The following is a 25,531-nucleotide window of genomic DNA, read 5'->3' as shown; positions in this document are numbered from 1 at the left end:
TCGTTACTGCTCCGGTGCGGTCGGTGCGCGGAGACGGGCGTGAGCTTCGTGTGCTCACTGCTAGATTCAATGGATCATATGACGGCGGGGGCTTCGGTTTCGGCTTGTGGACATCGTGGGGTGGGGACGTGCGCTCAAGACGAATCGCGATCTGGTCTGCCGTGGCCGGGGTCGGTGTGGCGGGCACCTTGGCGGTCACCTTCGCTCCCTCCGCCCTCGCTTCCGGCACCCCTGCGGCCTTGATCGGAGCCGGGGGCACGGCCTCGGCCGTGTCCGCAGCCAGGTCCACACCTCCGCCCGCGCCGAGCGCACCCGGCGCGGTGTCACCCCGGGTGGTCTCCATGCCGACGGCCTCGGGCGCGAACAGCACGAGCGTGCAGCAGTTCTGGACGCCGGAGCGGATGGCCTCGGCGACCCCCGAGGACGCGACGACCGCCGGGGGCAATGCCAAGTTCTCGGGAAGCACCGCGAGGGCGCCGCACGTCGCGACCGCCGACTCCTCGATCGCCGGCTCGTACTACAACGGCCGGCCCTCCATCGGCATCATCTTCTACGCCGGTCAGGACATGAGGACCCACTACTGCACCGCCTCCGTGGTCAGGAGCGCGGGCAAGAACCTGATCATGATGGCGGCGCACTGCCGCCCCAGCAGCAACATGGCCTACGTGCCGGCCTACCGCTCGGGTGCGAGCACCCAGCCGTACGGCATCTGGCGGGTGCAGAAGGTCTACGTGGACGGCCACTACTCGAACTCGGGCTCGGGTATCAACTACGACTACGCGTTCGCGAAGGTCGCCAAGGACGCCAAGGGTCGCCAACTGGAGAACGTCACCGGTGGCAACACCCTGACCAGGACCCCCAGTTACTACAACTGGGTCGGCGTCACCGGCTACCCCAAGGTCAGCTCGGCTCCGGCGGACAAGGCGATCACCTGCTGGAACCACACCAGCAAGGTTCCCGGCTACAGCCAGATGTCGTTTCTCTGCTACGGCTACTACGGCGGGACCTCGGGCAGCCCGTGGCTGATCAACCTCGACAGCCGGACGAACACGGGTAGTGTCATCGGCCTGATCGGCGGCCTCGACGAGGGCGGCCCGAACTCCTGGACCAGCTACAGCCCCATCTTCGACGGCAAGATCTTCTTCCTCTACAACTACGCGCTCTCGCACTGAGAGGGCCCGCCCGCCGACCGAGGCGAATTCATCCCACCATAGGATGGCAGCATCATGCCTGCCGATCCTGCCGTGCCAGTGGCCTCTCCACGTGCCCGCCCCGTGCCCGCCGACGCCGACGCCCGGCGCGGTGACGCACTCGGGGGGCGCGGCGCGTGGTTCGCCTGGGGCATCGGCGTCACGGTCTACGTCCTGGCCGTGGTCCACCGCACCAGCCTGGGTGTCGCCGGAATCGACGCCGCCGCCCGCTTCGGGATCGGCGCGTCCGCGCTCTCCACCTTCTCGATCCTGCAGGTGCTGGTCTACGCCGGGATGCAGATACCCGTCGGCCTGCTCGTCGACCGCCTCGGCCCGCGCCAGGTGCTCAGCGCCGGCCTGCTGCTGCTCACGGCAGGGCAGCTCGGATTCGCCTTCTCCACCGGGTTCACTCCCGCGCTGGTCTCCCGCGCCGTCCTCGGCTGCGGGGACGCGATGACCTTCGTCAGCGTGCTGCGGCTCGGCGCACGCTGGTTCCCGGCCCGGCGCAACCCCTTCATCGCGCAGCTCACCGGACTGGTCGGCACGCTCGGCAACCTCGTCAGCACCTTGGTGCTGTCCCAGGTGCTGCACAGCGCCGGCTGGACGCCCACCTTCGCCACCACGGCGCTGCTCGGCGTAGCCGTCCTCGCCCTGGTGCTGGTGTTCCTGCGGGACACCCCTGACAGCCCCCCGCGAGCGCCGCTCTTCCGTCGCGAGGCCGCCGTCGGCACGCCGCCCGACCCGCTCGCGTCCGCGCTCGCCACCGCAACCGCCACCGCACTCGCCGCGCCCACGGCGCCCGCCGCGCCCACGGCGCCCGCGCCTCGGCCGCCGCTGCGTGCCCAGATCGCTGCGGCCTGGCGGGAGCCCGGCACCAGGCTCGGGCTCTGGGTGCACTTCACCACGGCATTCCCCGCCGCGACCTTCCTGCTGCTCTGGGGTATGCCGTTCCTGATGGAGGGCCAGGGGCTCTCCCGCGCTGTGGCCGGCTCCCTGCTCAGCCTGGTGATCGTCAGCGGCATGGGCTTCGCGATGCTGTTTGGCCAGCTGGTGTCGCGCCGCCCGGGCGTCCGTACGCCGCTGGTGTTCACCGTGGTGCTGGGGACCGGCGCGCTGTGGGCGGTGGTCCTCGGCTGGCCCGGGTCGCACGTCCCGATGTGGCTGCTGATCGTGCTGACCGTGGCCATGGGCAGCAACGGGCCGGCGTCGCTGGTCGGCCTCGACTACGCCCGGCCGGTCAACCCGCCGGAGCGGATCGGCACGGCCTCGGGCATCGTCAACATGGGTGGCTTTGTCGCGGCGGTGCTCGCCCTGTTCGGCATCGGGCTGGTCCTGGACCTGCTGACGCCCGGCGGCGGGGCCGACTACACCCCGCACGCCTTCCGGTTCGCCTTCTGCATGCTCTACCTGCCGATGGCGCTGGGGCTCGCCCAGGTCCTGCGGCTGCGCCCGCAGGCAGCCCGCCGCGAGGCGGAACTGCGCCGCGTCGGCCGGTGAGGGGTCACCGCGTGCGGTGAGGGAGTCACGGCGTGACGGAGAAGTTCTCCAGTATCCGCCGGGCCAGGGCCTCGTCGCCCTCGACCTTGACGTTCGCCGTCGCCACCGGGACGCGCCCGCACGCCAGCCGGGCGTAGGTCTCCCAGTCGGTGGTCAGCCGCACCGCCGGGGCCAGCGGCACCTGCTCGTCGACGCTGCCGTGCCCGTTCTCGTCCACGCGCACCGTCCGCATGAACTCCAGCGGTCCGTGGACGTCGAAGACCACGGTCGAGCCGGCCGGCGCCCCGGCCAGCTTGGCCACGGCCTTCGGCAGCATCTCGATCAGGTAGTCGCGGGTGACCACCGCCGAGGGCGAGTCCAAGTCGCCCGGCGTGCGCAGCGCCCGGCGCAGGTCCTGCTCATGGGTCCACACGTCGAACACGCGGGTGCGCAGCAGCTGGTGGTACGGCACGTCGCGGGAGTACGGACCCATCGGCCAGCGCACTTCGTCCATGGGCTCGTACCGGCTCTCGCGCAGCGACCGCGAACGCCGGATGATCGTGTACTCCAGCTCCCCGGTCATCTCCGGAGCGGTGTGGCAGCGCCGCTTGTCGACCGGGACCTCGCAGTAGCGGGTGAACTCGTCCACGACATGCCGCAGATCGCGCGGGAGCGTGTGGATCGGGCGCGGATCGCCCAGCAGCTCCAGTTCCATGGCTATGACGTGCGAGACGACGTCTCGCACGGACCAACCCGGGCACTCCGTGGGGCGGTTCCACTCGCCCTCGGTGAGTGGGGCCACCAGCTCGGAGACGGCCTCGATGGACTGGGTCCAGGCGTCGGCAAACCCCTGGACTATCTGCGTGTCGGTCACGTTCTCGACCCCTCGGCCACGGTCGGGCGGGCGGTGTGATTGATTGGATGGCCCCTTTGCGGGTCAGTCTCGGTGTGTCTGGATGAGTCTCTGTCCGTCCTGGGGCCTGTCCCGCGTCGCGCAGGCGCCGCCGCCCGCTCCTCGGAGCTGGCCGGACCGGCGAATGCGCTATTGGCACGTTACGCTCACCCGTGTCACCGGGTCAGCGCTTTCACGTGTTGATCGTAGAGATCGTAAGGCCCTTGCCAGGGAGGGTGGTACCGTGCGCGCCTCGCTCATCCAACTCGACGTCGACCCGGGGGAGTCCGCGGAGGCCCGGCGGGTGCGCGCCGCGGACCTGGTGCGTGCCCAACACGGTTCTGACCTGGTGGTGCTGCCGGAGCTGTGGGCGCTCGGGGGCTTCGCCTACGAAGCGTGGTCGCCGGGCGCGGAGACCCTGGACGGGCCGACCGCCGAGGCCATGTCCGCCGCCGCCCGGGACGCCGGGGTGTGGCTGCATGCGGGTTCGATCGTCGAACGCGACCCCGACGGGCCGATGTTCAACACCTCGCTGCTGTTCTCCCCCTCCGGCGAGCTCACCCACACCTACCGCAAGATGCACCGCTTCGGCTTTGACCAGGGCGAGGCCGTCGCCATGGGTGCGGGTACCGAACTCGTGGTCGCCGCCACCGACTTCGCCACTCTCGGCCTGGCCACCTGCTACGACCTGCGGTTCCCCGAGCTGTTCCGGGGACTGCTCGACGCCGGCACGGAGATCTTCGTCGTCCCCGCCGCCTGGCCCGCGCGCCGACGGGACCACTGGACCCTCTTCGCCCGCGCCCGTGCGGTCGAGGAGCAGGCTTTCGTCCTGGCCTGCAACACGGCGGGGACGCACGGCGGGGTCGAACAGGCGGGACACAGCCTGGTCGTGGATCCGTGGGGCGTGGTGCTCGCCGAGGCGGGAACGGGCGAGGAGGTCCTCACCGTGGACCTCGACCCCGGCGCGGTGGCCAGGGCCCGCGCGGACTTCCCGGTGCTGCGGGACCGGCTGATGGGCATTCAGGCCCCGCAGCAGCGCTGAGCCGAGGCTTGCTGTCCGGGGCCTGGAACGAGGCCTGGCACCCGGGGCCTGGCACCCGGGCGCCGCTACCCCGGCTCGCGTCCGAGAACGACGGCCAGCGCCCGGAACAGCAGCGCGGACGAGGTCGCCCCCGGATCCTGGTGGCCGATGCTGCGCGGGCCGAGGTAGGAGGCCCGGCCCTTGCGGGCCTGCAGCGGGACGGTGTCCTCGGCGCCGCGTCCCGCCGCCCCGGCCGCGGACGCGGCCGCCCCCGGCAGGCTCGCTCCGCCTGCGAGGGCGAAGTCGAACTCGGCGACGGCGGGGATCCACACGTCCACCATCGTCTTGTCCCCGGCCACCGCCCCACCCAGGCGCTGGAGCGCGTCGCGCCCCGCAGCCAGCGCGGCGAGCAGTTGCTTCCCGTCCGCCGCAGGCAGGTCCAGGGCCTTGCCCACGGCGCGAAGCGCGCTCCCGTACAGCGGGCCGGACGCGCCGCCGACGCTGGAGATCAGCGTCGTCCCGGCCTTCACCAGCACCGCTCCGGGCGTCGGCGGGTCGAAGCCGCCGAGTGCGGCCACGACCGCGGTGAAGCCCCGTTGCAGGTTGGTCCCGTGGTCGCCGTCGCCGATGGCGGCGTCCAGCTCGGTCAACCGCCCGCGTTCGCGGGCCACCGAGGCCGCGGACTCCAGCATCCAGTCCCGGGCGGCGGCCGCTTCCAGCACCTCCGGCATCGGCTCAGACCCCCCAGCGCAGAGCGGGGGTGTCCACGGGTGCGTCCCACAGCGCGAGCAGTTCCGGGTTCACCCGGCACAGGGTGATCGACACTCCGGCCATGTCGAGGCTGGTCACGTAGTCGCCGACCAGGCTGCGGGCGATCCGCACGCCCCGGGCTCCGAGGATCGAGGACACCTCGCCGAAGACGATGTAGAGCTCCAGCAGCGGGGTCGCGCCCAGACCGTTGACCAGGACGAGGACCTCCTCACCCTCGGACAGCGGCTGGTCGTCGAGGATCGCCGCCATCGCGTCCGCGACGATCTCCTTCGCGGGGCGGATCTTCTCGCGGCTGCGGCCCGGCTCGCCGTGGATGCCGACGCCCACCTCGATCTCGTCCTCCGGCAGGTCGAAGCCGGGACGCCCGGCGGCCGGGGTCGTGCACGAGGTCAGCGCGACCGCGAAGGAGCGCGACGCAGCGTTGACCCGCCGCCCGATCGCCGCCACCTCGGCGAGGCTCGCGCCCCGTTCGGCGGCGGCACCGGCGATCTTCTCCACGAACAGGGTCGCCCCGGTTCCGCGCCGTCCGGCGGTCCAGGTGGAGTCCCGCACCGCGACGTCGTCGTCCACCAGGACGGTCTCCACCGCGATGCCCTCGTCCTGAGCCAGCTCCGCTGCCATCCCGAAGTTGAGGACGTCGCCGGTGTAGTTCTTGACCACGAACACCACTCCCGCGCCGCCGTCGACGGACTGCGCCGCCGTCAGCATCTGGCCGGGGACGGGTGAGGTGAACACCTCGCCGGGGCAGGCGGCATCCAGCATTCCCAGGCCCACGAAGCCGCCGTGCAGCGGCTCGTGTCCCGAGCCACCGCCCGACACCAGGGCGACCTTGCCGATCCGGGTCTGCGCCGCGCGGGTGATCACCCGGTTCTTCGGGTCGACGCTCAGTCGGGGGTGCGCGGCGGCGATCCCCGCCAGGGCGTCGGACACGACCTGGTCCGGGTCGTTGATCAGCTTCTTCATGCGGAGGCTCCTCGGGGTGGCCGGGGGTGGCACTAGCCTTGGCGAGCATGAGCGGACCTGGTGGATCTGTGGGCATCGTACTCGTGTCGCACAGCGCTGAGCTGGCGGCGGGGCTGCGCACTCTGCTGGACCAACTGGGCGGCGGACTGGTCCCGGTCGCGGTCGCCGGCGGCACCGAGGACGGCGGCCTCGGCACCAGCTACGACCTGGTCGTGGCGGCCGTCGCGGAGGCCGATTGCGGCGCGGGCGTGCTGATTCTGCCCGACCTCGGCAGCTCCGTCCTGACGGCCCGTGCGGTGCTGGAGGACGTGGGGCGCGAGGACGTCGTGCTCGTTGACGCGCCGTTCGTGGAGGGCGCGGTGGCTGCCGCCGTCACCGCCTCGACCGGCGCCGACCTCGCGGCGGTGGCGGGCTCCGCCCGCGAGGCCCGTACCGTCGCCAAGTTCTGACGGGGAGTCATGGCGCAGCCGGCGAGCTCCGGCTCCGGGTCAGCGAGAGCAGGTCGCGGGCGGGGCCGGCCGGGCGGGTGCCGGTGGGCCAGACCGCGCGGAGCGGGCGGCTGAGGTCCAGGTCGGCGAGCGGGACGGCGACCAGGCGGCCGCGCGCCAGTTCGTCGGCGACGGCGAGCTCGCTGAGCACCACCGGCCCCGCGCCGCTCACCGCAGCGGCCTTGAGCGCCGTCGTCGAGGCCAGTACCAGCAGCGGGGTGGCCGTCCCCCCGTACGGGGCGAGCGCCCGGTCGAGCACCTCCCTGGTGCCCGAGCCCTGCTCGCGCAGCACCAGCGCGGTCGCCGCCAGCTCCGCACCACCGACGGGCACCCTGCGCCGGGCCCAGGGGTGGTCCAGGCCGACGACCAGCAGCAGCCGGTCCGCGGCGATCTGCACCTCGTCCAGTCCGGCCGGGATGCGCAGCCCCTCGACGAATCCGAGGTCCGCCTCGCCGGCGAGTACCTGCGCCGCCACGTCGGCCGAGTTGGCCGCCCGCAGGGTGACCGCTGTGCCGGGCAGGGACGCGTGCAGGGCCATCAGCCAGCGCGGCATCAGGTACTCGGCCACGGTGAGACTCGCCGACACCCGCAGCCTGGCGTCCCGCCGCTCGCGCAGCGCCGAGATGCCCGCGTCCAGGGCCTGGGCGGCGGCGAACACCGGACCGGCCCACTCGGCGACCAGCGAGCCCGCTTCGGTGGGGCGCGAGCCGCGCGGCGAGCGCTCCAGCAGCGGAACCCCTATCTGCCGCTCCATGCCGGCGATCCGCGCGGACGCGGCGGGCTGGGTGACCCCGAGCTCGGCGGCGGCGCGGCCGAGGCTGCCGAGGCGGATGACCGCGAGCAGCAGTTCCAGCGCGCCCAGGTCCGGCACGCGGTGGGAGAGCGGTGCACGGGACGGCGGTACGGGTCCGGAGGCGGGGCTGGGACCGGAGCTGGGGTCGCGAGCAGGGCCGGGGGTGGGGCCGGGGGTGGGGCCGGGGCGGGTCATCAGTCCAGGTTAGAGCCTCGCCATAGAGTTCGCTTATGGGCTCATAGGACTGTTGCCGCTACCGGCGGCGGACCTCGGCGGCGACTGTGGGGGTATGACCGCCACCACACCCGCCCGACTGGCCCGAACCGCCGTCGTGTCCCCTCGCGCACCCCGCATCCCCGGCGCCGCAGGACGGTTTGGCCCCAACTGGTACGCGGCGGTCATGGGCACGGCCATCGTCGCCAACGGCGCGCACGCCCTGCCGCAGGCGGTGCAGAGCCGGGAGCTGACCGACCTGGCGGCAGCGGTGTGGGCGCTGTCGCTGCTGCTGCTGGTCGCCCTCGCGGCCACCAGACTCACCGCGCGCCGGCTGCCGGACCGGATCAGGGCCCTGGACGACCCGGCGACCGCCGTCTTCCTCGGCTGTCCGCCGATGGCGATGCTCGCCGTCGGCGCCGGGGCACTGGGTGCCGGCGCGCCGCTGATCGCTGCCCTAGCGGGAGTGGGGACGGGAGCGGGCGCGGGCGCCGGGGCAGGGGTCGGTTCCACTGCGGGAGTGCTGCTCGACGCCGGACTGTGGACGGCCGGGACCCTGTACGGGATCGGCGTCGCGATGCGTGTGCTGTACCTGCTGATCGCGCGCTACCGGGTCGAGCGGGGCGGCAGCGCCCCGACCTGGCTGCTGCCCGTGGTCGCACCAATGGTGTCGGCGGCGCTGGGCCCGGCGCTGATCCCGCATCTTCCCGCCGGGCAGGCGCAGGGCACGATGCTGGCCGTCTGCGTGGCGCTGTTCGGGGCGAGCCTGCTGGCGGTGCTGGTCCTGCTGCCCGGGATCTGGAGCCGCCTGGTGCACGAGCAGCCCCTGCCGCTGCTGCTCGTCCCGACACTGTTCCTGGTCCTGGGCCCGCTCGGGCAGTCGGTGACGGCCGTCACCCAGTTCGCCCGTGTCGCGCCCGCGCTGCGCGGGTTCGCGCTGGTCTACGGGGTGGCCGTGTTCGGGTTCGCGATGCTGTGGCTCGGCGTAGCCGGATCGGTGACGCTCAGGGCGCTTCGCGAGGGGATGCCGTTCGGGATGACCTGGTGGGCGTACACCTTCCCGGTGGGCACCTGCGTCACCGGCGCGGCCGGACTGGCCAGGATGACCGGACTCGACCTGTTCGCCGTGCTCGCGGTGGCGCTGTTCGCGCTGCTCGTCACTGCGTGGGCGGTTGTGGGCGCGAGGACCCTTCGGGGACTGGCGAGCGGTGCGCTGATCGCGAGGTGAGACCGAGTTGGGCCTGCGGGGCCGCCGGGATCAGGCGGACTCCGCGGACTCCGGGTAGATGACCGAGGTGTCCGCCCAGTCCAGCGCGGTGACCACGGCATGCCGCAGGGCCTGCGCGGTCCAGCCCGCATCGAAGTGGATCGGCAGTACGGGGGAGACCTCTTCGAGGGTCGAGATCATCGGACTGTGCGCCACGGTCTCGTCCACGAGCAGGACCACGGGCTTGCGCAACGCGGTGGCCCAGCCCAGCTCCATGCCCACACCCGCCGAGAGCGGCGAGCCTATGTACGCGAAGGCGAGGTCGGCGGACTGCATGCGCTTCGCCGGTCAGACCGGTGGCGCCTGCGGCAGCCTCCCACCGGAACTCGCCGTCGTGCAGAGCCTGCAGGTAGACGGCCACTGTGGCCTCGCTCAGCTCAGGCGGCAGCTGCAGCTCAGCCTGCTGTGATTTGCCCACAGTTACCCCGAAATCTTCTCTGGCCACTTAGCGTCCGACCACTTGTTGCCATCATCGAACACTGAAGCAGGGCTGATCTGTACCCCATTGTGGTGGGTGACTGCCGGGGGATGGTCACTCAGTGCCAGACAGAAAATGACTTTCGGGTTCTCATCGAGTGATGTGTTCCTCGCGCGGAAGGAAGTGGTCGCATGTTCACCGCACTACGCACAGTTCGTACTGCTCTCGTGGCGATCTGCATCGCGGGTGCGGCCCTGCTGGTAGGGGCTGGGGCAGCATCCGCCGACAGTGTCTGGGCCAGTAACTCCAACAGCCTGTCAGTGCACTCCACGCCCGCCCCCTGACCGCCGACCCCCTGGCCGATTCTCCTCGACGGCCCGGGTACTGAATGGCTGAGGGGCCGTGCCTCCCCGGACACGGCCCCTCAGCCATCACCTCCGCGCACCGCCGCAGCGGCTACTCCCCGCGCCGCCTCGGGCGCCACACCACCAGCGCGCTGCTCTGCTGCACCTGCTGATAGGGCACCAGGTCCCGCCGGTACGAGGCGTGCACCGCCGCCTCCCGCTGGGTCGCCGCCACACCCGCGTTCGCCACCTCGCCCTGGAGCTCGGCCACCCGCGTCTGCAGCGCGGTCACCTGGTTCTCCAGCTCGATGATCCGCTTGATGCCGGCCAGGTTGATGCCGTCCTCCTGGGACAGCCGCTGCACCTCGCGCAACTGCTGGATGTCCCGAGCCGAATAGCGCCGACCGCGCCCGGCCGTACGGTCGGGACAGACCAGGCCCAGCCGGTCGTACTGCCGCAGCGTCTGCGGGTGCAGCCCGCTCAGCTGAGCAGCGACCGAGATGACGTACACCGGGGTGTACTCGGTCAGCTGGTACCCGGCCGGACCGCCGCGTGCGCCGCGACCGCCGGGCAGCCCGCCGGGCAGTCCGGTGCCGAGCCCCACTCCGATCGGGCCCGCACCACCGGGGATCTGACCGGGCGAACCGGTTCCGTTGCCGTCCATCACCTCACGCCTCCTCAGCCGCCTTGAACAGAGCCGCCCGCGGGTTCTCCGCGGTCGTCGCCTCGCGGTACTTCTCCAGCGCCGCCAGCGCCTCGCCCTCGGTCTCCGGCGGCACGGCGATCTCCACGGTCACCAGCAGGTCGCCACGCGTGCCGTCCTTGCGAACAGCACCCTTGCCGCGTGCCCGCATGGTACGGCCGTTGGCGGTACCGGCGGGGATCTTCAGGGTGACCGGGGGACCACCCAGGGTGGGCACCCGGATGGTGCCGCCGAGTGCGGCCTCCGGGAAGGTCACCGGAACGGTCACGGTCAGGTTGTCGCCCTTGCGACCGAACACCGGGTGCTCCTGGACGTGCACGGTGACGTACAGGTCGCCCGGCTGTCCGCCGCGTTCGCCCTGGGCGCCCTTCGCCTTGAGCCGGATCCGCTGGCTGTCCGCGACTCCGGCCGGAATCCGCACCTGCATGGTGCGGGCCGAGGTCGCCCGGCCGCTGCCGTGGCAGACCTCGCAGGGGTCGTCCACGATCAGGCCGCGGCCCTTGCAGTCCCGGCAGGGGTCCGACAGGGCGAAGTTGCCCTGCCCACGCTGGACGTGACCGGTGCCCACACAGGTCGGGCAGACCCGCGGGGTGGTCCCGGCCTTGGCGCCGGTGCCGGCACAGGTCTTGCAGGCCGCCTGACTGGTCATCCGCAGCGGGACGGTGGTGCCCTCCACGGCCTCGATGAAGCTCAGGGTGACGTCGGACTCGACGTCGGCGCCGCGCCTCGGCTGCGCCGTACGGGTGCCGCCCCGGTTGAAGATCCCGCCGAAGACATCGCCGATGCCGCCGCCTCCGCCGCCGCCGAAGGTGCCGCCCTGGCCACTCGGCTGGCTGCCGCCGAACAGGTCGCCGAAGTCGAAGCCGAAGCCGCCGGTGCCGCCTCCGCCGGTACGGAACCCGCCGTTGGCGAAGAGCGCCCGCGCCTCGTCGTACTCCTTGCGCCGCTTGGGGTCGGAGAGCACGTCATTGGCCTCGGAGATCTCCTTGAAGCGCTCCTCGGCGGCATGGTCGCCCTTGTTGGCGTCCGGGTGGAACTCCCGGGCCAGCTTGCGGTAGGCCTTCTTGATCTCCGCGTTGGAGGCGTCCTTGGGTACACCGAGGACCTTGTAGTAGTCCTTCTCCACGAAGTCCTTGCTGCTCAACGGACTAGCCTCCTTCCCGCGCTCTGCCTGAACCGGTCAGGCCTTTTGATCATCGTGATGGGAGCGTGGGACCGCACCCCGGAGTCACCGGCGTACGGTCCCACAACGGCCATCGGGTCAGTCCTCGCCGTCACCGTCGCCCTTGGCGCCCTTGTCGGTCGAGCCGTTCGATCCGGTCGCAGCCTTGTCGCCCGCGGCACCGGACGCCTTGGCGTCCCGAGCCGTCGACACCTCGGCGTCCGTCGCGGCACCCGGCTCCGGCTCCGCCACGGCGACCCGGGCCGGACGGATGATCCGCTCGCCGATCTTGTACCCGGGCTGCAGGATCTGCACGCACGTGGTCTCGTCGACGTCTGCCGAATAGCTGTGCATCAGCGCCTCGTGCAGCTGCGGGTCGAAGGGCTCGCCCTGCTTCCCGAACTGCTGCAGCCCCAGCTTCGAGGCCACGGTCTCCAGCGACTCGCCGACGGACTTGAAACCGCCCGTCAGTTCGTCGTGATCGCGCGCCCGGCCGATGTCGTCCAGCACCGGCAGCAGGTTCTCCAGCAGCGCCGCGACGGCGATCTCACGCACCGTCACCCGATCCCGCTCGACCCGCTTGCGGTAGTTCTGGTACTCGGCCTGGAGCCGCTGCAGATCCGCGGTGCGCTCGGCGAGCGCCTTGCGGGCCTCGATCAGCTCCTCGGCACCGCCGGCGCCCTTCGCCTCCGGGCCCGGGGCGGGGGCCGCCTTACCGGCGGCCCCGTTCCCGTCTCCGTTCGCGGCGGAGTCGGCGCCGGGCTCCTCGGTGAAGCCCTGCGTCTCATCCGTCACTTCGCACCGCCCTCGCGCTTCTCGTCGTCGACGATCTCGGCGTCGACCACGTCGTCCTCGGCAGCGCCGGGCGCGTCGTGCGGGGCGTCGCTCGGGCCGCCGGCCGCGGCCGCGCCCTCGCCGGCCTGCGCGTACAGGGCCTGGCCGAGCTTCTGCGAGGTGGCCGAGAGCTTCTCGGTGGCCTCGCGGATCGCGGCGCTGTCCTCGCCCTTCAGCTTCTCCTTGAGCTCGGCGACGGCGGCCGCGACCTCATCCTTGACCTCGCCGGGGACCTTGTCCTCGTTGTCCTTGACGAACTTCTCGGTCGTGTAGACGAGCTGCTCGGCGGTGTTGCGGGTCTCCGCGGCCTCGCGACGGCGGTGGTCGTCGTCCGCGAACTCCTCGGCCTCGCGCATCATCCGCGCGATGTCCTCCTTGGGGAGGGCGGAGCCGCCGGTGACGGCCATGCGCTGCTCCTTGCCGGTGCCGAGGTCCTTGGCGGAGACGTGCATGATGCCGTTGGCGTCGATGTCGAAGGTGACCTCGATCTGCGGCAGGCCACGGGGGGCCGGCGGCAGGCCGGTCAGCTCGAACATGCCGAGCTTCTTGTTGTACGCCGCGATCTCGCGCTCGCCCTGGTAGACCTGGATCTGCACCGACGGCTGGTTGTCCTCGGCCGTGGTGAAGATCTCGGAGCGCTTGGTCGGGATGGTCGTGTTGCGCTCGATCAGCTTGGTCATGATGCCGCCCTTGGTCTCGATACCGAGGGACAGCGGGGTGACGTCGAGCAGCAGGACGTCCTTGACCTCACCCTTGAGCACGCCGGCCTGGAGGGTCGCGCCGATGGCGACGACCTCGTCCGGGTTGACGCCCTTGTTGGGCTCCTTGCCGCCGGTCAGCTCGCGGACGAGCTCGGCGACGGCGGGCATCCGGGTGGAACCGCCGACCAGGACCACGTGGTCGATCTCGGACAGCGCGATGCCGGCGTCCTTGATGACGTTGTGGAACGGGGTCTTGCAACGGTCCAGGAGGTCCGCGGTGAGCTGCTGGAACTGCGAGCGGGAGAGCTTCTCGTCCAGGTGCAGCGGGCCCTCGGCGGAGGCCGTGATGTAGGGCAGGTTGATCGTGGTCTCGGTCGAGGACGAGAGCTCGATCTTCGCCTTCTCGGCCGCCTCGCGCAGACGCTGCAGCGCCATCTTGTCCTTGGACAGGTCGACGCCGTGGCCGTTCTGGAACTGCTTCACCAGGTGGTCCATGACCCGCTGGTCCCAGTCGTCGCCACCGAGGTGGTTGTCACCGTTGGTGGCCTTGACCTCGACCACGCCGTCGCCGATCTCCAGCAGCGACACGTCGAAGGTGCCACCGCCGAGGTCAAAGACGAGGATGGTCTGGTCGTCCTTGTCCAGGCCGTAGGCCAGCGCGGCGGCGGTCGGCTCGTTGACGATACGCAGGACGTTGAGGCCCGCGATCTCACCGGCCTCCTTGGTGGCCTGGCGCTCCGAGTCGTTGAAGTACGCCGGGACGGTGATGACCGCGTCCGCGACCTTCTCGCCCAGGTACGCCTCGGCGTCGCGCTTCAGCTTCTGCAGGATGAAGGCGCTCATCTGCTGCGGCGTGAAGTCCTTGCCGTCGATGTTCACCTTCCAGTCGGTGCCCATGTGACGCTTCACGGACCTGATGGTCCGGTCGACGTTGGTGACCGCCTGGCGCTTGGCCACCTCGCCTACGAGGACCTCGCCGTTCTTGGCGAAGGCGACGACGGACGGTGTGGTCCGGGCGCCCTCTGCGTTGGTGATGACGGTGGGCTCACCGCCTTCGAGGACGCTGACGACAGAGTTCGTCGTACCGAGGTCGATTCCGACCGCACGAGCCATCGTGGAACCCTCCAGAGGGAAGTTGAGCTGAACAGGCTCAAGCGTGCCTCATGGATCCTGATTGGTCAACAGAGCTGAGCGAGTGAGGCTCAACTTTATATAGCCCCTACCTAAGGGGGTGCCGATCCCGGCAGCTCCGGCCCTATGATCCGGCTCGCCCCGGGCGACCGCCGTCACAGATACCTCAGCCGAGAGCGCGCCGCCGCGCGCTGCGCTGAACTCGCGAGCGCCAGGGGGGGTGCGTGCGGAGCGTCCGCACTACGGGGAGAATGGGGCGCCGCAGGTGAGCAGTGGGAGATTGCTCACGCGGTAGCGAATGTTACTGGCCGGTATGCTACGTCGTGGTCCACGTCGCCACCGGCCCTGAACGGCCACCAGGAACCACGCCAGCAGACCCAGGAAAGGGAGCAGCGCCGATGCAGCTAGCCGCGATCGTGATCTCACTGGTCACGACACTGGTCGGTACCGCGCTGGCCGCGCGCGCCGCCCTCTACATTTACACCTTCGTGAAGCTCGGCGCGGACGTGCCGGCCGGGACCCGTACCGGGAATCCGGTGCAGCGCGTCAAAACGGTGGCCAAGGAGTTCCTCGGCCACACCCGGATGATCACCTGGGGCGTCGTCGGCGTCGCGCACTGGTTTGTCGCTGTCGGCTTCTTCACCCTGATCCTCACTCTGGTGACGGCCTTCGGGCAGCTCTTCGACGCGAACTACGCGCTGCCGGTGATCGGGCACTGGGCCCCCTACCTGGTCTTCGAGGAGCTTGTCGGCACGCTCACCACGCTGGGCATCCTCACGCTCATCGTGATCCGCCTGCTGTCGCTGCCGGGGCGGGCCGGACGCAAGAGCCGCTTCGCCGGCTCCATCGCCTGGCAGGCGTTCTTCGTCGAGTACGTCATCCTCGGCATCGGCATCTGCATCCTGGTGCTGCGCGGCCTGGAGGGGGCGCTCGAGGGCGTCAACCACTACGAGGCCAGCTACTTCATCACCTACCCGCTGGTGAAGGCGTTCTCCGGGACCTCGGTCGGCACCCTGCACACCCTGATCTACCTCTTCGCGATGCTGAAGATCACGATCTCCTTCAGCTGGGCGACCACCATCGGCCTCAACCCCTCGATGGGTGTGGCCTGGCACCGCTTCCTCGCCTTCTTCAACATCTACTTCAAGCGCGAGGAGGACGGCGACGTCGCCCTCGGCGAGCTGCGCCCGATGACCTCGGGCGGTACGCCCATCGACTTCGAGGACCCGGCCGACGACGCCGTCTTCGGCGTCTCCCAGGTCGAGCAGTTCTCCTGGAAGGGCCTGCTGGACTTCTCCACCTGCACCGAGTGCGGTCGCTGCCAGTCGCAGTGCCCCGCCTGGAACACCGGCAAGCCGCTCTCCCCCAAGCTCCTGATCATGAATCTGCGGGAGCACGCCTACGCCAAGGCCCCGTACCTGCTCGCGGGTGGCGGCAAGGACGCCGAGGGCAACGAGATCGCCACCGCCGAGCAGCTGGCGAACGTCCCGGCGGCGGCGCTGGCCGAGGCCGAGCGCCCGCTCATCGGCACCGCCGAGGAGAACGGGGTCATCGACCCCGACGTGCTGTGGTCCTGCACCACCTGCGGCGCCTGTGTCGAGCAGTGCCCGGTGGACATCGAGCACATCGACCACATCGTCGACATGCGCCGCTACCAGGTGATGATCGAGTCCTCGTTCCCGACCGAGGCCGGGACCATGCTCAAGAACCTGGAGAACAAGGGCAACCCGTGGGGCATGGCCACCAAGGCCCGCCTGGACTGGGTGAAGGAGCTGAAGAAGGAGACCGGCATCGAGGTCCCCGTCATCGGCGAGGACATCGACCCGACCGAGGTCGAGTACCTCTACTGGGTCGGCTGCGCCGGCGCCCTGGAGGACCGGGCCAAGAAGACCACCAAGGCCTTCGCCGAGCTGCTGCACACCGCGGGCGTGAAGTTCGCGATCCTCGGCAAGGAGGAGACCTGCACCGGTGACTCCCCCCGCCGCCTGGGCAACGAGTTCCTGTTCCAGATGCTCGGCGCGCAGAACGTGGAGACCCTCAACACGGCGCTGGAGGACGCTCCGGCGAAGCGGATCGTGGCGACCTGCCCGCACTGCTTCAACACCCTCGCCAACGAGTACCCGCAGCTGGGCGGCCGCTTCGAGGTCATCCACCACACCCAGCTGCTGCAACACCTGATCGACGAGGGCAAGCTCGTGCCGGTCAACCCGGTCGAGGGTCTGATCACCTATCACGACCCCTGCTACCTGGGCCGCCACAACAAGGTCTACACGCCGCCGCGCGAGATCATCTCCGCCGTCCCCGGACTGCGCAACGAGGAGATGCACCGTCACAAGGAGCGCGGCTTCTGCTGCGGCGCCGGTGGCGCGCGGATGTGGATGGAGGAGCGGATCGGCAAGCGCATCAACACCGAGCGGGTGGACGAGGCGCTGTCGCTGAACCCCGACATCATCTCCACCGCCTGCCCGTTCTGCCTGGTGATGCTGTCCGACTCGGCCAACGGCAAGAAGAGCGAGGGCGCTGCCAAGGAGAACCTGCGGGTCGTGGACGTGGCCCAGCTGCTGCTCGACTCGGTGAAGGCGCTGCCCGGGGCCCCGGCCGAGGAGCCCGCACCGGAGCCGGCCAACTCCTGACCGCCGTCTGCCCTGGTCCCGTGCTCGCGGACCAGGGCAGACGTGTTGGGCTACCGGGTCACGGACGGCGGTTGCGCATCCGCAGCCGAAGCGGTGTCAGCGCGGATTCGATCTGAGTCGACATGTCCATTTTCGAGACGCCTTCGGTGCGCTCCTCGAAGCGGATCGGGATCTCCACGCCGTTGTGCCCTCGGCGCACTGCCAGGAACTTCAACTCCACCTGGAAGCTGTAGCCCGCGCTGTTCAGCGTGGCCAGGCCGATGTCTTCCAGAGTCCGGGCCCGCCACAGGTTGAACCCCGCGGTAAGGTCACGGATCCTGGTGTCCAGGAGGGTACGGGCATAGCGGTTGGCGAAGCGCGACAGCACCCGCCGGTGCTTGCCCCACTCCTCGTCGAGTGAGCCGCCGTCCACGTACCGGCTGCCGACCACGAATCCTGCCCCCGTCGAGAGTGCGGTCCCCAGCATCTGCGGGATGACGCTCGCCGGGTGGCTGCCGTCGGCGTCCATCTGCACCACGAACTCGGCGCCTTCGTCGAGTGCTGCTGACATTCCGGCAGCGTACGCGCGCCCGAGCCCGTCCTTGCCCGCACGGTGCAGCACGCTCATACGTCGCTGTCCGCCGGAGTTGTACGTCGCGACCAGGTCCTCGGCCAGTCGGCCGGTGCCGTCCGGACTCGAGTCGTCGACGATCTTCAGATGCAGCCCCTGGAGCGGCAGGCTCATCACGAGCTCGGCGACGCGCGGCAGGTTCGCCGCCTCGTTGTACGTCGGCATGACGACGGTGAGCGGCAGTTGGGCCCAGGACGGGGGGATCTCCAGAGCCGACTGATGGGGTGCCCGAACGGGGTTCTGCATGCCTTCTCCTACTGTGCTCGGCAGCCTACGGTGCGGTCTACGGGCGGCCGAGGGCACGGCAGGTCCAGCCCGCCGCCCTCCAGTCATCGCGATCGAGGACGTTGCGTCCGTCGATGAGCTGTGGACGTGCGACGACCTTGCGCACCGCGGCCGGATCCAGGTCGCGGAACTCCTGCCATTCGGTGAGGTGCAGGATCAGGTGTGCGCCGCGGGCTGCCTGGAGCGGATCATCGGCATAGGAGAGACCGGGGTACATCTTGCGGGCATTGTCCATCGCCTTGGGGTCGTAGACGGTCACCTCGGCGCCGAGGAGTTGCAGCCGCGCCGCGATGGTGAGAGCGGGAGAGTCCCGGATGTCGTCCGAGTCCGGCTTGAAAGCGGCACCCCAGACAGCGATCCGGCGGCCGAGAAGGCTGCCGTCGCAGTGTTCACGGGCGAGCTCGACCATCCGGTCGCGACGGCGCATGTTGATGGAGTCGACCTCGCGGAGGAAGGCCAGGGCCTGGTCCACGCCGAGCTCGTCGGCACGCGCCATGAACGCGCGGATGTCCTTGGGCAGGCAGCCGCCGCCGAAGCCCACGCCGGCGTTGAGGAAACGTCCGCCGATCCGGGTGTCATAGGACAGGCACTTGGACAGCAGGGTGACGTCGGCGCCGGTTGCCTCGCAGACCTCAGCCATCGCGTTGATGAAGGAGATCTTGGTGGCGAGGAAGGCGTTGGCCGCCGTCTTCACCAGTTCGGCGGTCGAGAAATCGGTGATGACCAGCGGGATGTCCGCGTCCAACAACGGTGCATAGACCTGGCGGAGCAGAACCTCGGCAGCGGAGCCCTCCTGCTGGAGGCCGAGTACCAGCCGGTCGGGCCGCAGGGTGTCGTCCACCGCGAAGCCCTCGCGCAGGAACTCGGGGTTCCAGGCGAGCTGGGCCTGCGCGCCCACCGGGGCGAGTGCCGTCAGGCGCTCGGCCAGGCGCTCGGCGGTGCCCACCGGGACCGTGGACTTGCCGACAACCACGGTGGGGCGTGTCAGATGCGGGGCGAGGGAGTCGATGACCGCGTCGACGTAGCGCAGGTCGGCACCGGACTCGCCCTTCTTCTGCGGAGTGCCCACGCAGGAGAAGTGGACCTCGCCGAACTCCGCTGCCTCCTGGTAGGAGGTGGTGAACCGGAGTCGGCCGCTGGCCACGTGCTTGCTGATCAGCTCTGCCAGCCCGGGCTCGTAGAAGGGGAGACGGCCCGCCTGCAGCGCGGAGATCTTGTCCGGTTCGACGTCGACGCCGAGTACCTCGTGGCCCAGCTCCGCCATACAGGCGGCGTGGGTGGCGCCCAGGTAGCCGGTGCCGATGACGGTGAGTCGGAGGGGGTGGAAGTGCGTGGACACCCTGGGAACCTCGATTGTGCCGGGGGAGCGATGGAGGATGAGTGGGAGGACCGGTCCTAGGAGGCGAGGTATACCCGGTAGGTCTGCTGCAGTCCGCTGGAACCGCGATAGGGGATTTGGGCGATCAAGCGGTAGTGGCCGCCGCTGTTGATGGCGGAGGCAAGTGCGTTCTCCTCGGCCCTGGGCGCACTGCTGTCCAGCACGATCAGTTTGAACCAGCCGCTCTGGGCGGCGAGCTGGGAGCCCTCTGCACCGTGCCGCCAGACCCCCTTGGAATCCTGGAAGTCGATGCCGACCTGGGCCGAGGTCCACTGCCCGACGCTGGTGACACCACGCAGGTAGTACGCCGGGATGCCGTCCAACTCGGTGAGGTAGTGGCTTTTTGAATCTACGTGCGGATAGATCGCGCCCAGCAACGGGGAGGCGTTCGGCCAGGTCTGGAACCGCTGCGTCGACTGGGACAGGCCCAGGGCCAGCATGAGCACCCAGACCAGGATGCCGAGTTGGGGCTGCCGAAAGTGGGCGCCGACCAGCCGGGTGATGCCCAAGCCGGCCAACGGAGCGGCGAAGAGCAGTCCCAGCCCGATATGCCGGTACATCGCGGCAGAGCTGTGCAGGTGCGCCTGGTAGGCGGGGACGAGCAGAGCCGTCCCGCAGAGAAGCAGCACCAGCAGCACGCGCTGGGGGCGTGAGCTCAGAGGGTGCTCACCGTCCGGTAGCTCGTACATGCGCTCACGCCAGATGTAGGCAGCGCCTCCGGCGCCGGCGATCACGAAGAACAGGCCACCCCACCGCACGGCAGCGGCGAGAACCGCGGTACCGGCCTCCGTACCCGGATGCCGGGCGAGCGTGCTCGCGCTCAGACCGGTCATGGTGTGGGTCAGGTCGCCGAGGAGGATCAACAGACCGATCGTGCCCACCGCGAGGAGCAGACCGCGCAGCAGGGCGCCGCTGATGCCGTGGTGCGGCCGAGCGGTCACCACTGCGAGCAGGAACAGGCTGGGCAGCACGAGCAAGGCGGCGTACTCGGTGCCGACCGCCAACGTCGCGGCCGGGGTCGCAAGCAGCACGGCAGCCACCGGGGAGCGGTTCGTGCGGACGATGATCCAGGCCGCGATCGCGATCAGAAGGATCGCCAGGGCGTCGGCCGACGCGTAGAAGCCGAGGACCACAGTGGACTGCAGCACCGCATGGCTGCCCGCGGCGCAGATCGCCACCCGCTCGTTGAACAGTCGGCGGGTCAGCGAATAGAGCACCGCGGTACCGGCGAGTGCGAACGCCAGGCTGAGCAGTCGGGCTCCGGCGACTCCGTAGAGCGACTCCCCGACGCCGGCCAGCATCGGGTACAGCCATGGCGCACCGGAGAACTGGTGCACCAGGTCGCTGGTCAGCGGGGTGCCGTGGAGCAGATGGTTCAGCTGGTCGCGACCGATGACCAGGACGCTGGCTTCGTCCGTCTGCGCGGTGTTGCGTAGCCGCAAGGAGAGCGCGGCCTGAATCAGGAGCACGACGAACACCAGGGCACGGCTGATCCAGAAGCGTCGAGCGCTCGGGGCTGCGGACCAGCCGGCCTCGGGAACCTCGGGGATCGCGTATGCCTTGACGTCCGGTTCGCTGTACGAGAGTTCGCCCGACTCTGTTCGCCGCACGGTCCGGAGGGGAACCGTGAACTCATCGAACTCGGGTTCGGCGGCGGCCGCACCGCTGCTCTGTTCGAACCAGGAGTATCCGGTGGGGGCATTCGGTGTGACGTGACCGCTTCCGGGAGCAGGGGCCGGAGCGGGGGCCGACAGGCCACGCCAGGAATCGAGGTCTCTGTCCATCAGGGGTTCCGGATGTCGAAGCCGAACAGGGGCTTTGATGCGCGCTTCTTGAAGTCGGCCAGCGCGGTCGGCGTGATCTCGATGCGCCAGTCCGCCCGCTTCACGATGTCGAACCAGATGAATCCGAGGACATTGCTGTTCGCCTGGACGCCGTTGAACAGATCATCGACATCGGCAAGCCGGCGCTTGCCCTGCTGTGAAGCGGTCTCGCTGATCAGGAACGGCTTCTTGGTGAACCCCTGGACCTGCCGCATGGTCGGTCCGAACAGGGTGTCGAAGGTCTTCTCCCCGGACAGGGTGTAGTAGCCGATCATGCCGACCCAGTCCACGTAGGCATCGCCCGGGTAGTAGGGCGCGAGTTTGACCGTGGGCGCCGGATTGATGATGTTCGGGCTCCAGACCCAGATCACATTGGTGGCCCCCGCCTGCTCAAAGAGGTCGTGGATGTGGTGCCAGGCGTTGACGAAGTCGGCGGCGGTGTTGCCCTTCCTCCCCCAGGGGTACCAGTCGCCGTTCATCTCGTGCCCGAAGCTGATGGCGATGGGCAGGTTGGCGGCCGCGACTTCCTTGGCAACCGACTGTATGTAGCTGTCGGTGTCACCCTTGGCGATGGAGGCGAGTGACGGTTTGTACGGCTCCCAGGCCATGTACGGCAGGGCGCCCTCGTTGTAGATGCGCCGCACCCCGCTGGTGTCGAAGCCGTCGCCCCACGACGAGTAGAACTCCAGCACGTTCGGCTTCTTGCCGACAGTTGCGGTGTACGGAGCCAGCGCACTGATGGATTTCGGGACGTTCGGCAGGGCGGCACCGAAGTACTTGTGAGCCGGGTTGAGCAGTGGTGCGAGGTTGTAGGGGGTGCTCGCTGTCGCGGTGCTGTCTGCGGACGACACCGAACCGACCGGTGACCCGCCGGCTCCCGTCATGATCGGAACGGTGTTCAGGCCGCAGGCGGACAGCAGCAGTGCAGCTGCTGCGAGGAGGGACAGCACTGGTGCCATCCGGCGGGCGGCGGCCGTGGCGGAGGGTGCGGACAGTGTGATCACACAACTTCTCGGATGCGCGGTTGGACGAGGACACGGCCGACTACCACGGCGTAGAACAGACCGGAGGCGAGCACCAGGGCGAAGTTGAGGGGCTGCATGGTGAACATCCGCCAGATGGCTGCGCACACCCAGATCAGGGCGGTGCCCCCGCTCCAGCCGACCATGCCGATCCAGAAGCGCTTGGTCTTGTTCTTCTTGGCGCCGCTCGAACCAGTGGGCTGCCAACCCATCCGCTTGCGGCGCAGGATGTCCCAGATGGCGAAGACATGCGCCCACCCGTACATCATCCGGGCCGCCCAGGCTTCCAGGCGGTACGGGTTCCGGTGCCAGAGGGGGAAGACCAGCGTGGTGTACACGAGGCTGGGGATGACCAGCTCCATGTTTGCGATCTGCAGCTTGTCAGGCATGGCGAGGAGCAGCACGATCGGGATGAGGGGTGAGGCGAAGGTGAACAGCGCAGTGTGGATGTAGTAGAAGAATCCAGACATGTAGCACAGCCGGCTCGCGGTCCGAAGCTTGGCCTTCCAGAACTTCTTGCTGCCCAGCAGGCTCATGGAGCCGGAGCACCAGCGGTACTGCTGGTTGAAGAACGCGCCGGCGGTGTCCGGGCAGACGCCGGTGGACAGGGCTATGGGTACGTAGCGCAGATCCCAGCCGAGCCCGCGCAGGTCGAAACCTGTGTGGACGTCCTCGGAGTGCTCGATGAGGGTGGTCCCCCCGTTGGTCTCCAGGGCGGCCCGCCGGTACACCGCACAACTGCCGACGCAGATGGCGCCGTCGCTGCTCTGCCGGGAGACCTGAACAGACCGGTAGAAGAGCTCCTGTACTGCTCCCGCGCCTCGCTCGATCCAGTTCTGGGAGTCGAGGATGCGGAAGAACTGCGGGGACTGGATGATCCCGACCCTGGGGTCGTCCTCCAGGTACGGGATCAGCTCCTCAAGGAGGTCCGACCGCGGAGCGAAGTCCGCGTCCAGGATGAGGATGTAGTCGCCGTCGGAGTTCTCGAACCCAAAGTGGAGATTGCCCGCCTTCTTGAACCAGCCCCGGTTGTCGCGGGTGCCGTAGGCAAAACCGAAGTCCAGGGCCATTGCTGCGAGTTCGGAGCTGGCGGAGTCGTCCAGGACATAGGGGACGACCAAGCCCGGATAGCGGTCGCGCAGGCGTGCCACATGTGTCCAGGTGTTGTGCAACACCTCGATCGGTTCGCCGCATACCGGGAGGAAGACATCCACCGTTGGATATTCCTCGGGGCGCCATGCGCGCACCAGCGCGCGATGGGCCTTGATGTCAAAGTCCTTCGTGAATCCGTTTACCCGCAGGGAGATCAGATAGTAGATCACCGTGAACACCAGAAAGGGCAGGTAGATCCAAAGCCAGGGCGTTGAGCGGGCCAGTGCGACCTGGCTGACCAGCAGACAGCTGAAGCTGATGATGGAACAGCAGGTGAGGATCCAGAGCCGACGATTGGTGTAGGAGTACTTTTCGACGTCGTTCGGCGGCTGGGGAAGCAGCCCCCGCATAGCCACCGATGATCGGTTCCGCCTGACCTTTCGATGCGAGGCGGAATCGGCCTGCCTCTCCGGCGTGGAGAGGCCATCGGTGACGGTCACGGTGATCCTCTCCAGGGTGAGGCATACAGAGGCGTTAGGTGAACGTCTGTTTGGTGTTTGGGCTGATGGTTGAGAATCGTACGTGAGGGAACCTGGGAGGTCTCTGGGAGGAGTTCGCCAAAAAGTCGCACTAATCCGCTCATTGCGGTCCCATCGAGATGGGATCGTAACCATGGGCGGGGCAGCGGTCACCCGGCGTAGGGGCGGTCACGGCCGGTGCCGCCGGGCCGGTACGGTCTTCCGAGGTGAAGCCAGGCCGACTGGCGGCTGCGCAAGGAGGAGTCAACAGGTGGTCGACAGCAACCGTCATCGTTCTCTGACTGTGACGGGACGGCGGGCGTCGACTGCCGCCGCGTGTCTATGGGTGATGGTTCTGCTCGTGGCGTGCGGCAGCCAGTTCCCTGGCGCGAGCGGCCCCGCAGCGGGCGCGAGCCGGGACACGAGTGCGAGTCCCCACCCCGCTCCCGATGCGGGTCCGACCGGAGCGGTGCCGGCCAAGCTCTGCACCTCTTCCCAAGTCCCCTTCCCCAAGCGGCTTGTCAGCGCGGGGAGCTACAGCATTGAGCCCGATCAGTGGAACGCATCGGGCATCGTGTGCCTCGACACGCCTGGAGACACCGGATTCACCGTGTCGGCCGTCCAGGCGATGACCCCGAAGACCGCCGGCACGCCCGGGGCGTATCCCAATATCGCTGCCGTGTCCGGCACGCTCGGCCTGCCTGTGCCGGTGAGCGCACTGGGCGACGCGACCAGTGAGTGGAGTGCTTCGGCCAGGGCCTCGGGCTCGTACGACATGGCCTACGACCTCTGGTACGGCCCGAGCGCCACCAACTGCGACCCTGCCTCAAGTGCGGAGCTGATGGTCTGGTTGGACGCCACCGACAACGTCGAGCCGGCCGGCACCAAGACATCAGTGAACGTGGTGGTCGGGGACGCCACCTACGCGGTCTACCAGGCCCCGATCACCACTGCGCACAGCGTGATCAGTTACATCAGGACAACGCCGACGCACACGGCACACCGACTCGACCTCCGCCTGTTCACGCAGGACGCCCTGCTCCGCGGCTACGTGCCCGCGGGCTCCTACCTCTGCAAGGTGTCGGCCGGCTTCGAGATCTGGAGTGGCGGTGTCGGGCTGCGCACCTGGTCGTTCGCCTTCAACAATGCGGTGGGTCTGCCGCGCGGCGCGGTGATCTCCGGGGCCCCGGGGATCTGCCTGGTTCGCCGCTCTGCCGGGACGGCAGCAGGGGCGCCCGTGACCGGACCCTGCGGAGGCCAGGGCGCGACCACCTGGACGCTTGCCAACGACGGCACTGTCCGAGCGGACGGATACTGCCTCGAGGCAAGCGGGAGCGGCGGTACGGCGCTGGCGCTCGCCGCCTGCACCGGTGGAGTAGCACAACGATGGTCGTCCAACCAGGACCACCAGTTGGTGAACGGCCAGTCGGGCAATTGCCTGGGCACCGCCGGAGGATCACTCGCCGTGGGTGTGGCAGCTGAGCTCCAACCGTGCCGTGGTGGTAGCTCGCAGCACTGGCGGCTCCCCTACAACGGCCTCTCCTAACCAATGCCTTAGCATTCCGACACATGAGCGATCGACCGGTAGTCCCTGGCAGCCCTGAGCAGCCTTCGGGGAGGACTCCGCAACAACCTCAGTCGGATGCCCCGACCCAGGCCAGCCTCTTTTTGCCACACCAGCCGGTCTCTCCGCCGCAGCAGGGATTCGGGCCGCCGCAGAGCGCCCCGTTCCAACAGCCTCCCCCGCAGCCCTGGCAGGGCGGTCCTCCGTCGCCGAACCCCAACGAGCCCGACTGGGCAGCG

21 protein-coding genes are annotated in these 25,531 nt (G+C 69.5%); 7 read left to right on the top strand and 14 right to left on the bottom strand.

The genetic code is table 11. The annotated features are described in order from the left end of the window. Positions 1–128: 128 nt before the first annotated feature. Positions 129–1,172 carry a serine protease gene (locus ABIA33_RS20160; protein WP_370083652.1) on the top strand — a complete coding sequence of 348 codons (1,044 nt, stop codon included), beginning with the start codon at positions 129–131 and terminating at the stop codon, positions 1,170–1,172. 54 nt (positions 1,173–1,226) lie between these two features. After that, positions 1,227–2,687, top strand: coding sequence for a nitrate/nitrite transporter (locus ABIA33_RS20155; RefSeq protein ID WP_370083650.1), 1,461 nt, complete (start codon positions 1,227–1,229; stop codon positions 2,685–2,687). A 25-nt stretch (positions 2,688–2,712) separates the two neighbouring features. Here the strand turns inward: ABIA33_RS20155 and ABIA33_RS20150 are convergent, their stop codons facing one another. After that, positions 2,713–3,540, bottom strand: a complete 828-nt coding sequence (locus ABIA33_RS20150; protein ID WP_370083647.1) for a maleylpyruvate isomerase family mycothiol-dependent enzyme — start codon at positions 3,538–3,540, stop codon at positions 2,713–2,715. A 262-nt stretch (positions 3,541–3,802) separates the two neighbouring features. On the opposite strand from ABIA33_RS20150, the gene ABIA33_RS20145 reads away from it, so the two are divergent. Beyond that, a complete protein-coding gene (locus ABIA33_RS20145; RefSeq protein WP_370083645.1) occupies positions 3,803–4,600 on the top strand; it encodes a carbon-nitrogen family hydrolase in 798 nt (265 codons plus the stop codon). Between the two features lie 65 nt (positions 4,601–4,665). Here the strand turns inward: ABIA33_RS20145 and dhaL are convergent, their stop codons facing one another. Further along, positions 4,666–5,301: a dihydroxyacetone kinase subunit DhaL gene (gene dhaL / locus ABIA33_RS20140; RefSeq protein ID WP_370083807.1), complete on the bottom strand. Its 636-nt coding sequence runs from the start codon at positions 5,299–5,301 to the stop codon at positions 4,666–4,668. Between the two features lie 13 nt (positions 5,302–5,314). Next, complete coding sequence (gene dhaK, locus ABIA33_RS20135; RefSeq protein WP_370083643.1) at positions 5,315–6,313, bottom strand: dihydroxyacetone kinase subunit DhaK; 999 nt, start codon at positions 6,311–6,313, stop codon at positions 5,315–5,317. A 47-nt stretch (positions 6,314–6,360) separates the two neighbouring features. On the opposite strand from dhaK, the gene dhaM reads away from it, so the two are divergent. Continuing rightward, entirely contained in the window at positions 6,361–6,762 is a 402-nt protein-coding gene (dhaM, locus tag ABIA33_RS20130; protein ID WP_370083641.1) for a dihydroxyacetone kinase phosphoryl donor subunit DhaM, read from the top strand. A 7-nt stretch (positions 6,763–6,769) separates the two neighbouring features. On the opposite strand, the gene ABIA33_RS20125 is transcribed toward dhaM, so the two are convergent. Beyond that, the gene (locus ABIA33_RS20125) at positions 6,770–7,789 is read right to left on the bottom strand and encodes a LysR family transcriptional regulator (protein WP_370083639.1); all 1,020 of its coding nucleotides are present in this window, start codon (positions 7,787–7,789) and stop codon (positions 6,770–6,772) included. 94 nt (positions 7,790–7,883) lie between these two features. Between ABIA33_RS20125 and ABIA33_RS20120 the strand changes: the two genes are divergently transcribed. Next, positions 7,884–9,035, top strand: a complete 1,152-nt coding sequence (locus ABIA33_RS20120; RefSeq protein WP_370083637.1) for a C4-dicarboxylate ABC transporter — start codon at positions 7,884–7,886, stop codon at positions 9,033–9,035. A 30-nt stretch (positions 9,036–9,065) separates the two neighbouring features. Here ABIA33_RS20120 and ABIA33_RS20115 read toward each other — a convergent pair whose 3' ends face one another. The 5 genes from ABIA33_RS20115 to dnaK all read right to left on the bottom strand — a co-directional run bounded on the left by ABIA33_RS20115 (position 9,066) and on the right by dnaK (position 14,349). Further along, positions 9,066–9,350: a hypothetical protein gene (locus ABIA33_RS20115; RefSeq protein WP_370083635.1), complete on the bottom strand. Its 285-nt coding sequence runs from the start codon at positions 9,348–9,350 to the stop codon at positions 9,066–9,068. Positions 9,351–9,948: 598 nt separating this feature from the next. Then, a complete protein-coding gene (locus tag ABIA33_RS20110; protein ID WP_370083633.1) occupies positions 9,949–10,500 on the bottom strand; it encodes a heat shock protein transcriptional repressor HspR in 552 nt (183 codons plus the stop codon). Between the two features lie 4 nt (positions 10,501–10,504). Then, positions 10,505–11,683: a molecular chaperone DnaJ gene (gene dnaJ / locus ABIA33_RS20105; protein ID WP_370083630.1), complete on the bottom strand. Its 1,179-nt coding sequence runs from the start codon at positions 11,681–11,683 to the stop codon at positions 10,505–10,507. A 117-nt stretch (positions 11,684–11,800) separates the two neighbouring features. Next, positions 11,801–12,496, bottom strand: coding sequence for a nucleotide exchange factor GrpE (gene grpE / locus ABIA33_RS20100; RefSeq protein WP_370083628.1), 696 nt, complete (start codon positions 12,494–12,496; stop codon positions 11,801–11,803). Then, positions 12,493–14,349 carry a molecular chaperone DnaK gene (dnaK, locus tag ABIA33_RS20095; RefSeq protein ID WP_370083626.1) on the bottom strand — a complete coding sequence of 619 codons (1,857 nt, stop codon included), beginning with the start codon at positions 14,347–14,349 and terminating at the stop codon, positions 12,493–12,495. The genes grpE and dnaK overlap by 4 nt, the downstream gene beginning before the upstream one ends. A 416-nt stretch (positions 14,350–14,765) precedes the next feature. Here dnaK and ABIA33_RS20090 point away from each other — a divergent pair, with 416 nt between their 5' ends. After that, complete coding sequence (locus ABIA33_RS20090; RefSeq protein ID WP_370083624.1) at positions 14,766–17,000, top strand: (Fe-S)-binding protein; 2,235 nt, start codon at positions 14,766–14,768, stop codon at positions 16,998–17,000. Positions 17,001–17,058: 58 nt separating this feature from the next. Here the strand turns inward: ABIA33_RS20090 and ABIA33_RS20085 are convergent, their stop codons facing one another. From ABIA33_RS20085 to ABIA33_RS20065, 5 genes are all read right to left on the bottom strand, one after another. Next, positions 17,059–17,775 (bottom strand): polyprenol monophosphomannose synthase, encoded by a 717-nt coding sequence (locus ABIA33_RS20085; protein WP_370083806.1) that lies wholly within the window; start codon positions 17,773–17,775, stop codon positions 17,059–17,061. A 118-nt stretch (positions 17,776–17,893) separates the two neighbouring features. After that, positions 17,894–19,234, bottom strand: coding sequence for a UDP-glucose/GDP-mannose dehydrogenase family protein (locus ABIA33_RS20080; RefSeq protein ID WP_370083622.1), 1,341 nt, complete (start codon positions 19,232–19,234; stop codon positions 17,894–17,896). A 56-nt stretch (positions 19,235–19,290) separates the two neighbouring features. Next, positions 19,291–21,057, bottom strand: a complete 1,767-nt coding sequence (locus tag ABIA33_RS20075; RefSeq protein WP_370083620.1) for a glycosyltransferase family 39 protein — start codon at positions 21,055–21,057, stop codon at positions 19,291–19,293. Then, entirely contained in the window at positions 21,057–22,100 is a 1,044-nt protein-coding gene (locus ABIA33_RS20070; RefSeq protein WP_370083618.1) for a glycoside hydrolase family 26 protein, read from the bottom strand. Before ABIA33_RS20070 ends, ABIA33_RS20075 begins: the two co-directional genes overlap by 1 nt. Next, a complete protein-coding gene (locus ABIA33_RS20065) occupies positions 22,097–23,620 on the bottom strand; it encodes a glycosyltransferase family 2 protein (RefSeq protein WP_370083616.1) in 1,524 nt (507 codons plus the stop codon). The genes ABIA33_RS20070 and ABIA33_RS20065 overlap by 4 nt, the downstream gene beginning before the upstream one ends. A gap of 262 nt (positions 23,621–23,882) precedes the next feature. On the opposite strand from ABIA33_RS20065, the gene ABIA33_RS20060 reads away from it, so the two are divergent. Next, positions 23,883–25,274 carry a ricin-type beta-trefoil lectin domain protein gene (locus tag ABIA33_RS20060; protein ID WP_370083614.1) on the top strand — a complete coding sequence of 464 codons (1,392 nt, stop codon included), beginning with the start codon at positions 23,883–23,885 and terminating at the stop codon, positions 25,272–25,274. The last annotated feature ends 257 nt before the right edge of the window (positions 25,275–25,531 follow it).

The sequence above is a fragment of the Streptacidiphilus sp. MAP12-16 genome (assembly GCF_041262165.1).
In the GTDB taxonomy this organism is placed as follows: Bacteria; Actinomycetota; Actinomycetes; order Streptomycetales; family Streptomycetaceae; genus Streptacidiphilus.
Note: the sequence above shows the minus strand (reverse complement) of the source record. Positions and strands in the feature narration are given on the sequence as shown.

Bases quoted from the DNA above. Each gene is read 5' to 3' on its own strand.
- ABIA33_RS20155 (WP_370083650.1), top strand. From the start codon at position 1,227: ATGCCTGCCGATCCTGCCGTGCCAGTGGCCTCTCCACGTGCCCGCCCC.
- dhaK (WP_370083643.1), bottom strand. From the start codon at position 6,313: ATGAAGAAGCTGATCAACGACCCGGACCAGGTCGTGTCCGACGCCCTG.
- dhaM (WP_370083641.1), top strand. From the start codon at position 6,361: ATGAGCGGACCTGGTGGATCTGTGGGCATCGTACTCGTGTCGCACAGC.
- ABIA33_RS20125 (WP_370083639.1), bottom strand. From the start codon at position 7,789: ATGACCCGCCCCGGCCCCACCCCCGGCCCCACCCCCGGCCCTGCTCGC.
- ABIA33_RS20120 (WP_370083637.1), top strand. From the start codon at position 7,884: ATGACCGCCACCACACCCGCCCGACTGGCCCGAACCGCCGTCGTGTCC.
- ABIA33_RS20115 (WP_370083635.1), bottom strand. From the start codon at position 9,350: ATGCAGTCCGCCGACCTCGCCTTCGCGTACATAGGCTCGCCGCTCTCG.
- ABIA33_RS20110 (WP_370083633.1), bottom strand. From the start codon at position 10,500: ATGGACGGCAACGGAACCGGTTCGCCCGGTCAGATCCCCGGTGGTGCG.
- dnaK (WP_370083626.1), bottom strand. From the start codon at position 14,349: ATGGCTCGTGCGGTCGGAATCGACCTCGGTACGACGAACTCTGTCGTC.
- ABIA33_RS20090 (WP_370083624.1), top strand. From the start codon at position 14,766: ATGCAGCTAGCCGCGATCGTGATCTCACTGGTCACGACACTGGTCGGT.
- ABIA33_RS20085 (WP_370083806.1), bottom strand. From the start codon at position 17,775: ATGCCGACGTACAACGAGGCGGCGAACCTGCCGCGCGTCGCCGAGCTC.
- ABIA33_RS20075 (WP_370083620.1), bottom strand. From the start codon at position 21,057: ATGGACAGAGACCTCGATTCCTGGCGTGGCCTGTCGGCCCCCGCTCCG.
- ABIA33_RS20065 (WP_370083616.1), bottom strand. From the start codon at position 23,620: ATGCGGGGGCTGCTTCCCCAGCCGCCGAACGACGTCGAAAAGTACTCC.
- ABIA33_RS20060 (WP_370083614.1), top strand. From the start codon at position 23,883: ATGGGCGGGGCAGCGGTCACCCGGCGTAGGGGCGGTCACGGCCGGTGC.